The sequence below is a fragment of the Pseudomonas sp. 5C2 genome (assembly GCF_034314155.1).
In the GTDB taxonomy this organism is placed as follows: Bacteria; Pseudomonadota; Gammaproteobacteria; order Pseudomonadales; family Pseudomonadaceae; genus Aquipseudomonas.
On record NZ_JAVIWH010000002.1, the window covers coordinates 2,842,680 to 2,856,443 of the forward strand.

At 58.5% G+C, this 13,764-nt stretch carries 9 protein-coding genes; 3 read left to right on the forward strand and 6 right to left on the reverse strand.

Going from position 1 to position 13,764, the window contains the following annotated elements; genetic code table 11:
• Positions 1-52 precede the first annotated feature (52 nt).
• From hrpA to fadD2, 3 genes are all read right to left on the reverse strand, one after another.
• Positions 53-3,964, reverse strand: a complete 3,912-nt coding sequence (gene hrpA, locus RGU44_RS13870) for an ATP-dependent RNA helicase HrpA (protein ID WP_322217562.1) — start codon at positions 3,962-3,964, stop codon at positions 53-55.
• A gap of 184 nt (positions 3,965-4,148) precedes the next feature.
• Positions 4,149-5,840, reverse strand: a complete 1,692-nt coding sequence (fadD1, locus tag RGU44_RS13875; protein ID WP_322181318.1) for a long-chain-fatty-acid--CoA ligase FadD1 — start codon at positions 5,838-5,840, stop codon at positions 4,149-4,151.
• Between the two features lie 382 nt (positions 5,841-6,222).
• The gene (gene fadD2, locus RGU44_RS13880; RefSeq protein ID WP_322217565.1) at positions 6,223-7,911 is read right to left on the reverse strand and encodes a long-chain-fatty-acid--CoA ligase FadD2; all 1,689 of its coding nucleotides are present in this window, start codon (positions 7,909-7,911) and stop codon (positions 6,223-6,225) included.
• Between the two features lie 201 nt (positions 7,912-8,112).
• Here fadD2 and RGU44_RS13885 point away from each other — a divergent pair, with 201 nt between their 5' ends.
• Positions 8,113-9,057, forward strand: a complete 945-nt coding sequence (locus RGU44_RS13885; protein ID WP_322181322.1) for an alpha/beta hydrolase — start codon at positions 8,113-8,115, stop codon at positions 9,055-9,057.
• 64 nt (positions 9,058-9,121) lie between these two features.
• Complete coding sequence (locus tag RGU44_RS13890; RefSeq protein ID WP_219064124.1) at positions 9,122-9,592, forward strand: MaoC family dehydratase; 471 nt, start codon at positions 9,122-9,124, stop codon at positions 9,590-9,592.
• Positions 9,593-9,704: 112 nt separating this feature from the next.
• Here RGU44_RS13890 and ccoM read toward each other — a convergent pair whose 3' ends face one another.
• The 3 genes from ccoM to RGU44_RS13905 form a co-directional block, all read right to left on the reverse strand.
• Complete coding sequence (gene ccoM / locus RGU44_RS13895) at positions 9,705-9,815, reverse strand: cytochrome c oxidase subunit CcoM (RefSeq protein WP_322181324.1); 111 nt, start codon at positions 9,813-9,815, stop codon at positions 9,705-9,707.
• A gap of 154 nt (positions 9,816-9,969) precedes the next feature.
• A complete protein-coding gene (locus RGU44_RS13900) occupies positions 9,970-10,188 on the reverse strand; it encodes a hypothetical protein (RefSeq protein WP_322217832.1) in 219 nt (72 codons plus the stop codon).
• 86 nt (positions 10,189-10,274) lie between these two features.
• Positions 10,275-10,613, reverse strand: coding sequence for an aspartate-semialdehyde dehydrogenase (locus RGU44_RS13905; protein WP_322181326.1), 339 nt, complete (start codon positions 10,611-10,613; stop codon positions 10,275-10,277).
• 219 nt (positions 10,614-10,832) lie between these two features.
• Between RGU44_RS13905 and rapA the strand changes: the two genes are divergently transcribed.
• On the forward strand, positions 10,833-13,679 hold the full coding sequence (gene rapA, locus RGU44_RS13910) for an RNA polymerase-associated protein RapA (protein ID WP_322181328.1): 2,847 nt from the start codon (positions 10,833-10,835) through the stop codon (positions 13,677-13,679).
• The last annotated feature ends 85 nt before the right edge of the window (positions 13,680-13,764 follow it).

Sequence of the window (13,764 nt, forward strand, 5' to 3'; positions counted from 1 at the left end):
GCCTGCGGACATTGGTGCGAAGTGTGCCATATCGGCCCGATTTTCGCGCTATTCAGCCATCCACCTGGCTCCATTGCTTACTCAGACGCTTGTCCGAAACCGGAATTTTTGTCCCCAACTGCTGGGCAAACAGCGACACGCGATACTCCTCCAGCCACCAGCGATACAGCACCAACTCAGCGTCGCGCTTGCCTTCCTGGGCATGCTTGCTGGCGCGGGCCTGATACTGAGCCCACAAGCCCGCCAGTTCGATGCTCCAGACCCGGTCTTTCTGCACTTGGCCAGGTAGTTTTTCCAGGCGCATTTCGATGGATTTCAAATAGCGCGGCAGCTCCTTGAGCCACTGTGCAGGCGTTTCGCGGACGAAGCCCGGATACACCAGATACTTCAACTGCGACTTGATGTCGTTGAGCGCTACCGCCTGCGCCAGATCAATCTTGCCCTTGAAGCGCTTTTGCAGGCCATGCCACAGGGTCAGGATATCCAGTGTCAGTTTCGCCAGGCGCTCAGCATGCTCGGTCCAGCCGGCACGTTTGCGTTCGGCCAGTGCTGCCAGCCCGGCACCGTCACGCGGCAGGCTGTCTTCGCCATCGAGAATGCAGCTGTCGAGGCTGGCCAACAGAATGTCTTCGATCAACCCATCGACCCGGCCCAGCTCGCGGTGGAGCAACGCCAGTTCGGTCTGCCCCGGCAATTTGCTGCGCAGGAACTTGGCGGGTTCGGCGAGTTGCTGCAACAGCAGACGCTGCAAGGCTCGGCGGTGTTGATACTCGGCCTCAGCAGGCGTCGAGAAGCGCCCTTCCTTGACCGTGCCCGACTCTTCGACCAGCGCCGGGTAAACCGTCATCGACAGGCCCGCGATGTTTTGTTGGGTTTTTTCGGCTACCGGGGCGAAGATTTTGGCCTCGACAGGCAACTGGCTTTTCGAGGTGTGCGGCGCAGCCAATGCCGCTTGGCTGGCCTCGGCGAAACGCGCGGTCAACTCGGCCAAATCACGCCCTTCGCCGAGGAATTTCCCGCTGCCGTCAAGGATTTCCAGGTTCATCTTCAGGTGATTTTCAAGCTGCTGGGTCGCTTCGACCCAGGCTTCGTCCGTCACTCGCGCGCCGGTCATGCGCAGCAATTCACGACCCAGCGCATGGGGCAACGAGCCCTCGCCGAAGGTGATGCGCTGCAGGGCCGCCTTGATGAAGTCGGGCACCGGCACAAAGTTTTTGCGAACCGCCTTGGGCAGGTTGCGCACCAACGCGATGCATTTGGTTTCCAGCAACCCCGGTACCAGCCATTCCAGACGCTCGCCAGGCAATACCGGCAGCAACGGCGCGGGCACCCGCAGGGTTACCCCGTCGCGCGGATGATTGGGCTCGAAGTGATAACTCAGGGCCAGGGTCAGATCGCCCAGGCGCAGGGTGTCCGGGTAATACGCGGCCGTGATTTCGCTGGCTTCGCGGGCCAGCACGTCTTCTTCGCGCATGATCAGCAGCTGCGGATTTTTCTGGCTTTCGACCTTGTACCAACTGTCGAAGGTCGCGGTTTGATGAATCTCCGCCGGGACCCGTGCTTCGTAGAAACTGAATAGCGTGTCTTCGTCGGCCAGGATGTCACGACGGCGGGCCTTGGCCTCCAGTTCGTCGAGTTGTTCCAGCAACTGAGTGTTGGCGGTCAGGCATTTAGCCCGCGAAAGAATCTCGCCACGCACCAGCCCTTCACGGATAAACAGTTCACGGGATACCTGAGGATCGATCGGCCCGTAATGCACCGGACGCCGACCGACCACGATCAGGCCGAACAACGTGATCTGCTCGAACGCAACGACCTGGCCGCGCTTTTTCTCCCAATGCGGCTCGAAATGGTTCTTCTTGATCAGGTGCCCGGCCAACGGCTCGATCCAGTCCGCATCGATCTTGGCCACCATGCGCGCGTAGAGCTTGGTGGTCTCCACCAGCTCGGCGGCCATCAGCCATTGCGGGCGTTTCTTGCCCAGCCCGGACGACGGATGAATCCAGAACCGCCGCTGGCGCGCGCCGAGGTAATCACCGTCTTCGGTCTTCTGCCCGATTTGGCTGAGCAAGCCCGACAGCACGGCCTTGTGCAACTTGGTGTAATCGGCCGGTTCGTGGTTGACCGTTAACTGCAGGTCACGGCAGATCAGGCTCAATTGCCGATGGGAATCGCGCCACTCGCGCAGGCGCAGGTAGTTGAGGAAGTTTTTGCGGCACCAGTTGCGTAGCGGGCTGGCAGTCAGGGCCAGGCGTTGTTCTTCAAAACCGCGCCACAAATTGACCAACCCGGCAAAGTCGGAATCGATGTCCTTCCATTGCGCATGGGCCTGATCCGCCGCCTGCTGCCGCTCGGGCGGACGTTCTCGTACGTCCTGCACGGACATGGCGCTGGCAACGATCAAGACTTCCTGCAAGCTGCCTTGTTTGGCCGCCTCCAGCAACATGCGCCCCATGCGCGGGTCCACCGGCAAACGTGCCAACTGGCGACCCAGCGATGTCAGTTGGTTCTCGCGGTTGACCGCCGACAGCTCTTGCAACAGGTTGAAACCGTCGCTGATGGCCTTGCCATCGGGTGGCTCGATAAAGGGGAAGTCGGTGATCTCGCCCAGACGCAGATGGAGCATCTGCAGAATCACGGCCGCCAGGTTGGTCCGCAGGATTTCCGGATCAGTGAACTCCGGTCTGCCGTTGAAGTCCTCCTCGCTGTACAAGCGCACGCACAGCCCCGGCTCGACCCGGCCGCAACGGCCTTTGCGCTGGTTGGCGCTGGCTTGCGAAACCGCTTCGATGGGCAGACGCTGAACCTTGGCGCGATAGCTGTAACGGCTGATCCGCGCAGTACCGCTGTCAATCACGTAGCGAATGCCTGGCACCGTCAACGAGGTTTCGGCAACGTTGGTCGCCAGCACCACACGCCGTCCAGGATGGGACTGGAAAATCCGCTGCTGTTCAGCCGGAGACAGGCGTGCGTACAACGGCAGGATTTCAGTGTGTTTGAGTTGGGCCTTGCGCAGCATCTCGGCGGCATCACGGATTTCCCGTTCGCCCGGCAAAAACACCAGCACATCGCCGGGGCTCTTGCGTTCGCTACGCTCGAACGCTTCCAGTTCATCAAGGGTCGCCAGAATCGCCTGATCGACCGTCAAGTCGTCCTCGACCGCATTGCCCTCTTCGTCCTGCTGGGACGTCAGAGGGCGGTACCAGGTTTCCACCGGAAACGTGCGACCCGAGACTTCGACAATCGGCGCGTCATTGAAATGCTCGGAGAAACGCTGCAGGTCGATGGTCGCCGAGGTGATGATGAGTTTCAGGTCAGGGCGACGCGGCAGCAGGGTTTTCAAGTAGCCGAGCAGGAAGTCGATGTTCAGGCTGCGTTCGTGAGCTTCGTCGACGATGATCGTGTCGTAGCGTTCCAGGTAGCGGTCGTGCTGGGTTTCAGCCAGCAGAATACCGTCGGTCATCAGCTTGATCAGGGTGTTGCTGTCACTTTGATCTTCGAAACGCACTTGATAGCCAACCAGCGCGCCCAGCGGCGTCCCCAGTTCTTCGGCGACCCGGCTTGCCACGCTGCGCGCAGCGATCCGGCGCGGCTGGGTATGACCGATCAGGCCGTGCTGCCCACGACCGATTTCCAGGCAGATCTTCGGCAACTGCGTGGTTTTGCCTGACCCGGTTTCGCCCGCAATGATCAGCACCTGATGCTTGAGCAACGCCGCTTTGATCTCGTCGCGCTTGGCGGCAATCGGCAGGCTGTCGTCGTAGCGAATCACCGGCAGGCTGTCGCGCCGGGCCGTGACCTGGGCAAAAGACGCCTGCACGCGCGCCGTCCACTGCGCCAGCTTGGCCTCGTTGGGCTTCTTTTGAAGCTCATGCAACTGACGACGAAAGCGATGACGATCAGAAATCATCGCGTGGTCGAGGTTTCTCAGCAATTGGTCGATGGAGGGCGATTCGTCAGTCATCAGGTGCGCAGAGTCTTTTGATGGGTGCAAAGGCGGGGATTGTCGCACAACACAATCCCTGTAGGCGCTGCCGGAGGCTGCGATTGGCCGCGAAGCGGTCATACGGACCTTATCGCGGGCAAGCGCGCCTACAAAAACAATCAAGCCCCGCATCGGCGGGGCTTGGGGTGTAGCGCTGCCTGGCTTATTTTTTCAGCCCGAGTTTTTTCAGTTCTTCATCACGCAGTTCCCGGCGCAGGATCTTGCCGACGTTGGTGGTCGGCAGCGCGTCGCGAAATTCGACCGACTTCGGCACTTTATAGCCCGTGACATTGGCACGCATGTGTTCCATGACCTGGTCTTTGGTCAGGGTCACACCCGGTTTGACGACGATGAACAGCTTGATCGCCTCACCAGATTTTTCGTCAGGGATACCGATGGCGGCGCACTGCAGAACGCCGGGCAACATCACCAGCACGTCTTCAAGTTCGTTGGGGTAGACGTTGAAACCGGAGATCAGAATCATATCTTTCTTGCGATCGACAATGCGCAAGTAACCGTCTGGCTGGATGATCGCGATGTCGCCGGTTTTCAACCAGCCCTCGGCGTCGAGCATTTCATCGGTGGCTTCCTGATTGTGCCAGTAGCCCTTCATGACTTGCGGGCCTTTGACACACAACTCACCGACCCCGCCCAACGGCAACTCATTGCCTTCGTCGTCGATCACCCGGCACAACGTGGATGGCACCGGAATACCGATGGTGCCCACCTGTATCTTCTGGATCGGATTGACCGTGGCCACCGGGCTGGTTTCGGTCATGCCGTAACCTTCGCAGATCGCGCAGCCGGTCACTGCTTCCCAGCGCTCGGCGGCGGCCAATTGCAGGGCCATGCCGCCGGACAGGGTGACTTTCAAGGCAGAGAAGTCGAGTTTGCGGAACGCTTCGTTATTGCACAGCGCCACGAACAAGGTGTTGAGGCCGACAAAACCACTGAACTTCCACTTCGAGAGCTCCTTGACCATCGCCGGCAGGTCGCGCGGGTTGCTGATCAGGATGTTGTGGTTGCCGATCAGCATCATCGACATGCAGTGAAAGGTGAAGGCATAGATGTGATACAGCGGCAGCGGCGTGATCAGAATCTCGCACCCTTCATGCAGGTTGGAGCCCATCAGCGCCTTGCATTGCAGCATGTTGGCGATCAGGTTGCGGTGGGTCAGCATGGCACCCTTGGCCACACCTGTGGTGCCGCCGGTGTACTGCAACACTGCGACGTCGCTACTGACAGGCGAAGCGTCCTTCACCGGCTGACCACGGCCCTTGCTCAGCACATCGTTGAGTTTGATCGCCTTGGGCAAGTGGTACGCCGGGACCATTTTCTTCACGTACTTGATCACGCTGTTGATCAGCAGACGCTTGAGCGGTGACAGCATATCCGCCACTTCGGTAACGATGACGTACTGAACCTGGGTCTTGGGCACCACTTTTTCGGCCAGGTGCGCCATGTTCGCCAGGCACACCAGCGCCTTCGCGCCAGAGTCGTTGAACTGATGTTCCATCTCCCGCGCGGTGTACAGCGGGTTGGTGTTGACCACGATCAAGCCGGCGCGGATAGCTCCAAACACAGCGATCGGGTACTGCAGCAAATTGGGCAACTGCACGGCGATACGGTCGCCCGGTTGCAGGTTGGTGTGCTGCTGCAGATAAGCAGCAAACGCACCCGATAATTCATACAGCTCACCGTAAGTGAGGGTCTTGCCCAGGTTGCTGAAAGCCGGTTTATTGGCGAAACGCTCACAAGACTGCTTCAATACCGCCTGAATATTTGGATACTCGTCAGGATTGATATCGGCAGCAATGCCAGACGGATATTTATCCTTCCAGAAATTTTCGATCATGGAAGCCGACTCCTCAGCGACAGCGAATTCTACACACCGCTTGAATGCGATTATTTTTTTGTGTTTTGTTGCGGGCTTTTTTGCTTGCCAATGGGGCAAAAAGCGGGCCGAGAGTAGCAGCTTTGCCATGGGTCGACTAGAGCCAATAGCGGCCCATATAGTCACAATTGTGACTTTTTAATATTCTCAGGTCACATTTAGAGCAAAGATACTATTCAGCGAGAACCGGAGTGTCAGGGACACCGCGATGGCGGTATTTCAGATATTCCGCGTCAAACCGCTCGCGAATAAATTCGCGCCCACAGATTTGTGAATAACCTGTGGGCGCGAGTTTATTCGCGATGTCGATGTGTCTGGCACACCGCTTTACGGGACTAATGTCTCAGGCAATATCACGCAACTCACGGCGCAGGATTTTGCCCACAGGGGTCATCGGCAATGAGTCGCGCAGCACGATGTGTTTGGGCACTTTGTAGGCGGTGAAGTTTTCTTTGCAGTAGGCCTTGAGTTCTTCAACACTCACGCCCGACTCCCGCGCCACCACGAACAGCTTCACCGCTTCGCCCGAGCGATCGTCCGGCACGCCGATCACCGCACAACTGGCGACCTGGGGGTGTGCCATGACGACATCTTCGATTTCATTGGGGTACACGTTGAAGCCGGAGACGATGATCATGTCTTTCTTGCGGTCGACGATGCGTACAAAGCCGTCCGGATCAATGACCGCGATGTCGCCGGTCTTCAACCAGCCGTCAGCATCCAGCACCTCGTCGGTGGCCTCAGGTCGCTGCCAATACCCCTTCATCACCTGCGGGCCCTGGATGCACAGTTCGCCACGCTCTCCAATCGCCAGCTCGACCCCGTTGTCATCGATAATTTTCAACGCCGTACCGGGGACAGGAATCCCCACCGTGCCCAGCCGCGCCTGATCGCCGTATGGGTTGGTACAGGCCACCGGGGAGGTTTCGGTCAAGCCGTAACCTTCAACAATTCGGCAACCGGTAAGTTGCTGCCAGCGTTCGGCCGTGGCCTTGACCAGCGCGGTGCCTCCGGAGTTGGTGAGTTTGAGGTTAGAGAAGTCCAGGCTTTTGAAATCAGGGTGCTCCATCAAGGCCACGAACAATGTGTTCAGCCCCAACAACGCCGAGAAGCGCCATTTTTTCAGCTCCTTGATGAAGCCGCCGATGTCCCGTGGGTTGGTGATCAGTACGTTATGGTTGCCGCTGACCATCATGCACATGCAGTTCGCGGTGAAGGCATAGATGTGATAAAGCGGCAACGGCGCGATCATCACTTCGCTGCCCTGTTTGAAAAGTTGGCTGCCGTCCGGGCCATGCTGCGACATGCAGGCATAAACCTGCTGCATGTTCGCCACCAGATTGCCATGGGTGAGCATCGCGCCTTTGGGCAAACCGGTGGTGCCACCGGTGTATTGCAGCACCGCAATATCGTCACTGCTGACCTTGACCCCTTGCAAATGATGGCCGCGCCCCAGCTTCAATACGCTCTTGAACGGGACGGCCTGCGGCAGGCTGAACGCAGGGACCATCTTTTTTACTTTGTCGACCAGGGTATTGACCAACCAGCCTTTGGCCGCAGGCTGCATATCGCCCATTTTTACTTCGATCAGGTACTGGATATCGGTGTCAGGCAGAACGTCCTGCACCAGCTTGCCGAAAATATTCAGGTAGACCAGTGCACGGGCACCTGAGTCCTTGAACTGATGGCGCATTTCGCGAGCGGTGTACAGTGGGTTGGTGTTGACCACGATCAGGCCGGCACGCAACGCGCCAAACACCGCAATCGGGTATTGCAGCAGGTTGGGCATTTGCACCGCGATGCGATCACCCGGCTGCAGGTCAGTCTGTGTTTGCAGGTAGGCGGTGAACGCCGCCGAGTAACGTTCCAGCTCGGCGTAAGTGAGGGTTACCCCCATATTGCTGAAAGCCGGGCGATCAGCGAACGTCTTGCAGCAGCGCTCGAATACCTCGTTCACTGACCTGTAAGCGCCGAGGTCCACCTCAGAGAGCACGCCTGCGGGCCGTTTGTCGTTCCAGAATTCAGGTTGCATTGTTTTTTTGTCCTTTTACCTGAGTGTGTCTGGCCCGCTGCATTAAAAGCGGGGCTTGCCGGACGTTAGCAGCTAACACCCACAAGGCAAATAGCGCGCAGTGCGTCATCAACAACGTGAATCTTACTGCTGGTCGGTCTGCAATTTGTCGATGCGCTATACACTGCAAACAGTCGGTCACGCAGGGCATAAGGAATCGCCATGAGTCATGATGCTTTCTGGCTTGATACCCACGATCACAGTCGCCTCTACGTCAGTCATTGGCAGCCATCTGTCACGCCCAGGGCAGTGGTGATGCTGTCGCATGGAATGGCCGAGCACAGCGCTCGCTATGAGCGGTTCGGCACAGCCTTGACTGCCGCGGGTTTCGAGCTCTACGTCCCTGATCAGCGGGGGCATGGTAAAACCGCCGCCCACGGCGTGCTTGGGCACTACGCCGATAAAAACGGCTGGAACAAAGTGGTGGGTGATCTGGCCTGTCTGAGGCAGTACATCGCCCAGACGCATCCCGACCTGCCGGTATTCCTGATGGGCCACAGCATGGGCAGCTATATTGCCCTGGCGTATCTGTTGCTACACAGCGCCGGCCTGCAAGGCGCGATTCTCAGCGGGTCGAACTTTCAGCCGGTTTCGCTTTATCGCAGCGCCCGCCTGATCGCCTGGTTGGAGTGCTGGCGCCAAGGGCCAACCGGGCGCAGTGCGTTGATCGAATGGCTATCATTCGGTTCGTTCAATAAAGCGTTCAAACCCATGCGTACGGCGTTCGACTGGCTCAGCCGCGATCCGCAAGAAGTCGACCGCTACGTCAACGATCCGTTATGCGGCTTCCGCTGTACCAACCAATTCTGGCTCGACATGCTCGCCGGGTTGCAGCACATCAGCAAACCGGCGAACCTTGAACAGATTGATCCAGGCATACCCCTGCTGGTGGTCGGCGGCGAATGTGATCCCGTCAGCAATGGCACGCGTCTCAAAGACCTTGCCGACGCCTTGATTTCGGCGGGCAATCAAGCGGTAGAGCTGAAAATTTACCCACAGGCGCGGCACGAACTGCTCAATGAAACCAACCGCGATGAAGTCACTCGTGATTTACTCACATGGCTGGAGCACGCTCTGGCCAATCCACGACCTCCGCGCACCGAATGAATGAATCGGTTTTTTCAAGACATCGATACGTAAATCGTCAACCAACACGCCACAGGATTATTCAATGACTCAAGTCACCAATACGCCTTACGAAGCTCTCGAAGTCGGCCAGACCGCCAGCTACAGCAAAACTGTCGAAGAGCGTGATATCCAGTTGTTCGCTGCGATGTCGGGCGATCACAACCCGGTGCACCTTGATCCTGAATTCGCAGCCCAAAGCATGTTCAAGGAGCGTATCGCTCACGGCATGTTCAGCGGCGCACTGATCAGCGCGGCAGTCGCGTGTGAGTTGCCTGGACCGGGCACTATTTATATCGGTCAGCAAATGAGTTTTCAGAAGCCAGTGAAAATTGGCGACACCCTGACCGTGCGCCTGGAAATTCTGGAAAAGCTGCCAAAATTCCGCGTGCGCATCGCTACCCGTGTATTCAACCAGCGGGATGAACTGGTGGTTGATGGCGAAGCAGAGATCCTCGCCCCTCGCAAGCAACAGACGGTCACCCTGCCGACCTTGCCGCCTATCAGCATCGGCTGAGGTCACCGCGCCCGCACTTTGGTGCGGGCACGACTAAAGTCGAAACGAAAAAAAGGCGACCGAAGTCGCCCAAAGTGCCTTGCGTGCTCATGTACCGAAACGACTCTCAGCCTTACTTGCGCTTATGCGAGTCCTTCCAGATAAAAACTCCCAGGCCTGCGAAAAACAACACCATCAAGCCCACGGTGACAACACCGGCGACAACCACATTATCGAGAAACATAACCGCCTCCCCTGACCTGCCTTGTTCGATAGGGCTAGGTTAGCCAAGGTGACGGTGGGGGAAATTGACCCAGATCAAGCGCCACCGCGACAGCCCACGGCAGGTCGCTAATAACTGATCTGTGTCAAAAAACAGGAGGGAGGGAAGCCAGCAATCAGGGTTTTTTCGGTTTGCCCTTGGGCTTTTTCTTGCCTTTGCCCATCGGCAGCGCCTGCTCGAAAGCCTTGCGCACTTCGTTGAGGCGCTTGTCATTGAGGTCGTGCGTGCGTTTGGCGCGTTCAGCGCCCAAGTCTATCAATTTGTCGTCTTCGCTCATGGTCTGCACGTCTTGACTACGGGGATGCTGCCAATAATGCGGGGTGGCGGCGGCCATGACCAGTGGTGATCTGCCTTCTTACACGACAAAACCGTTCAGCGTGACCAGGCATGCAGAGAACCTGTGAAAGACGTCCGAACAACTCAAACCTCTACATCCACCCATAAGCCCTGCCTTGGCTCATCATCCATCAACGCCACCACTGGCACAGTGTTGTCGGCGTTCAATGAATCGCCCGGAACGGCCAGCGGTTCTTCCTGTGCATCCTGATGACCTTTGCCGCGTTGCCGTTCGCGCTGACGCCGCTGCTCTTCACGCAACATGATCGCGGTCTGTTCGGGATCGCGTTTGCGCAGGTCGATAGTGCTTTCGTTAGAACTCGGCTGTACCGGCACCACAGGCGGGATTTCCGGCCTTTGCTTGACGGGGTCGAGTTGCGAGGTGACTGGCACTGCACTCAGCGGAATCATTGGTGGCAGCATGTGTGGTTGTTCTCCTTATTAGCAAGCTGTCGGCTGCCGGTTCGTCGACTTGAGCCGCTTGACGCAAGACTTTCGACTATGTTCCGGCCCACAAGTGCCTTGCACGACCCTGTGCGAGGGCCCGTATCCAATGAATACGGGCTGTTTTGACGGGGCGCTTTGGTTTGGGCGCCCTGATCCGTTAATATAGTCGGCTTTTCACGGCGGGAGTCAGGCAGCATGGCGCAGCAGTATCAACCGGGGCAACGCTGGATTAGTGACAGCGAAGCCGAGCTGGGTTTAGGCACCGTTCTGGCGCAAGACGGCCGCTTGTTGACCGTGCTCTACCCGGCCACTGGCGATACCCGCCAGTACGCACTGCGCAATGCACCGCTTACACGCGTGCGCTTTTCGCCAGGTGACGTGATCACGCACTTCGAAAGCTGGAAGATGACCGTACGCGAAGTCGACGACGTCGACGGCTTACTGGTCTACCACGGCCTCAACGCCCAGAATGAACCTGTCACCCTGCCGGAAACCCAGCTGTCGAACTTCATTCAGTTCCGCTTGGCCTCTGACCGCTTGTTCGCCGGACAGATCGATCCGCTGGCCTGGTTCTCGCTGCGTTACCACACACTCGAGCACACCAGCCGCCAGTTGCAGTCCTCACTGTGGGGCCTGGGCGGCGTTCGTGCGCAGCCCATTGCTCACCAATTGCACATCGCCCGCGAAGTCGCTGACCGTATCGCGCCACGGGTTCTGCTGGCAGACGAAGTAGGCCTGGGTAAAACCATCGAAGCCGGTCTGGTGATCCATCGCCAATTGCTGTCTGGCCGCGCCAATCGAGTGCTGATCCTGGTTCCGGAAAACCTCCAGCACCAATGGCTGGTGGAGATGCGTCGCCGTTTCAACCTGCAAGTGGCGTTGTTCGACGCCGAGCGCTTTATCGAAAGCGATGCCAGCAACCCCTTTGAAGACACGCAACTGGCGCTGGTCGCGCTGGAGTGGCTGGTCGACGACGAAAAGGCCCAGGACGCGCTGTTTGCCGCTGGCTGGGATTTACTGGTGGTCGACGAAGCTCACCACTTGGTCTGGCATGAAGAACAAGCCAGCCCTGAATACTCACTGGTCGAGCAGTTGGCGCAAGTCATACCCGGCGTTCTGTTGCTGACCGCCACCCCGGAACAACTGGGTCAAGACAGCCACTTCGCTCGTCTGCGCCTGCTCGATCCGAATCGTTTCCATGACCTGCACGCGTTTCGTGCAGAAAGCGAAAACTATCGCCCTGTGGCCGAAGCCGTGCAGGAGTTGCTCGATCAGGGCCGCCTGTCACCTAAAGCACACGAAACCATCCACGGATTTCTGGGTGTCGAAGGCGAAGCCCTGCTGGGCGCGGTGGCTGACGGCGATACCGAAGCCAGTGCACGCCTGATCCGCGAATTGCTTGACCGCCATGGCACCGGCCGCGTGCTGTTCCGCAACACCCGGGCTGCCGTGCAAGGCTTTCCGGAGCGCAAACTGCACCCGTATCCACTGCCCTGCCCGGCCGAATACCTGGAATTGCCGGTGGGCGAACATGCCGACCTGTACCCGGAAGTCAGCTTCCAGTCGCAGCCAGACGTCACTGAAGAAGAACGCTGGTGGCGCTTTGACCCGCGGGTCGACTGGTTGATCGACACCCTGAAAATGCTCAAGCGCGTCAAAGTGCTGGTGATCTGCGCTCACGCCGAAACCGCGATGGACCTCGAAGACGCGCTGCGCGTGCGTTCAGGTATCCCCGCCACCGTGTTCCACGAAGGGATGAACATCCTCGAACGTGATCGCGCCGCAGCGTATTTCGCCGATGAAGAGTTTGGCGCGCAAGTGCTGATCTGTTCGGAAATCGGTAGCGAAGGCCGCAACTTCCAGTTCGCCCACCACCTGGTACTGTTCGATCTGCCGGCGCACCCAGACTTGCTGGAACAACGGATCGGTCGTCTCGACCGGATCGGCCAGAAGCACATCATCGAGCTGCATGTACCGTATCTGGAAACCAGCCCGCAAGAGCGTCTGTTCCAGTGGTATCACGAAGCGCTGAACGCCTTCCTTAATACCTGCCCGACCGGTAACGCTCTGCAACACCAATTCGGCCCGCGCCTGCTCCCGCTTCTGGAAAGTGGCGATGACGATGAGTGGCAAGCCCTGGTCGACGCGGCACGCGAGGAACGCATCCGCCTGGAAGGTGAACTGCACAGCGGTCGCGACCGATTGCTGGAGCTCAACTCTGGCGGTGCTGGCGAAGGTCAGGCGCTGGTTGAAGCAATTCTCGAACAGGACGATCAGTTCACCCTGCCGATCTACATGGAAACCCTGTTCGACGCCTTTGGTATCGACAGTGAGGACCATTCGGAAAACGCGCTGATCCTCAAGCCAAGCGAAAAAATGCTCGACGCCAGCTTTCCGCTGGGCGATGACGAAGGCGTGACCATCACCTACGACCGCAATCAGGCGCTCGCGCGTGAAGACATGCAGTTCATCACGTGGGAACACCCGATGGTCCAGGGCGGCATGGACTTGGTATTGGCCGGTTCCATGGGCAACACCGCCGTAGCGCTGATCAAGAACAAGGCGCTGAAACCCGGCACCGTGTTGCTGGAACTGCTCTACGTCAGTGAGGTGGTTGCACCTCGCTCGTTGCAGCTGGGTCGCTACCTGCCTCCAGCGGCATTGCGCTGCTTGCTCGATACCAATGGCAACGATCTGTCGGGCCGTGTTTCGTTCGTGACCTTGAACGAGCAGCTGGAAAGCGTACCGCGTGCCAGCGCCAACAAATTCATCCAGGCGCAGCGCGATGTGCTCAACCCGCAGATCAATGCGGGCGAAGCCAAGATCGCGCCGAAACACGCCGAGCGCGTGGCTGAGGCGCAACGTCGACTGGCCGCCGAGACCGACGAAGAACTGGCACGCCTGACCGCTCTGCAAGCGGTCAATCCGACCGTGCGCGACAGCGAACTGGTCGCGCTGCGTAAACAACGCGAACAGGGCCTGGCCATGCTTGAAAAAGCAGCGCTACGTCTGGAAGCGATTCGGGTGTTGGTAGCCGGTTGATCTGCTGACTGCTTGAACGACAAAGCCCGCTGATGCGGGCTTTGTCGTTCAAGCACATGACTGGCGATTGAGCTGGCACCGCCTT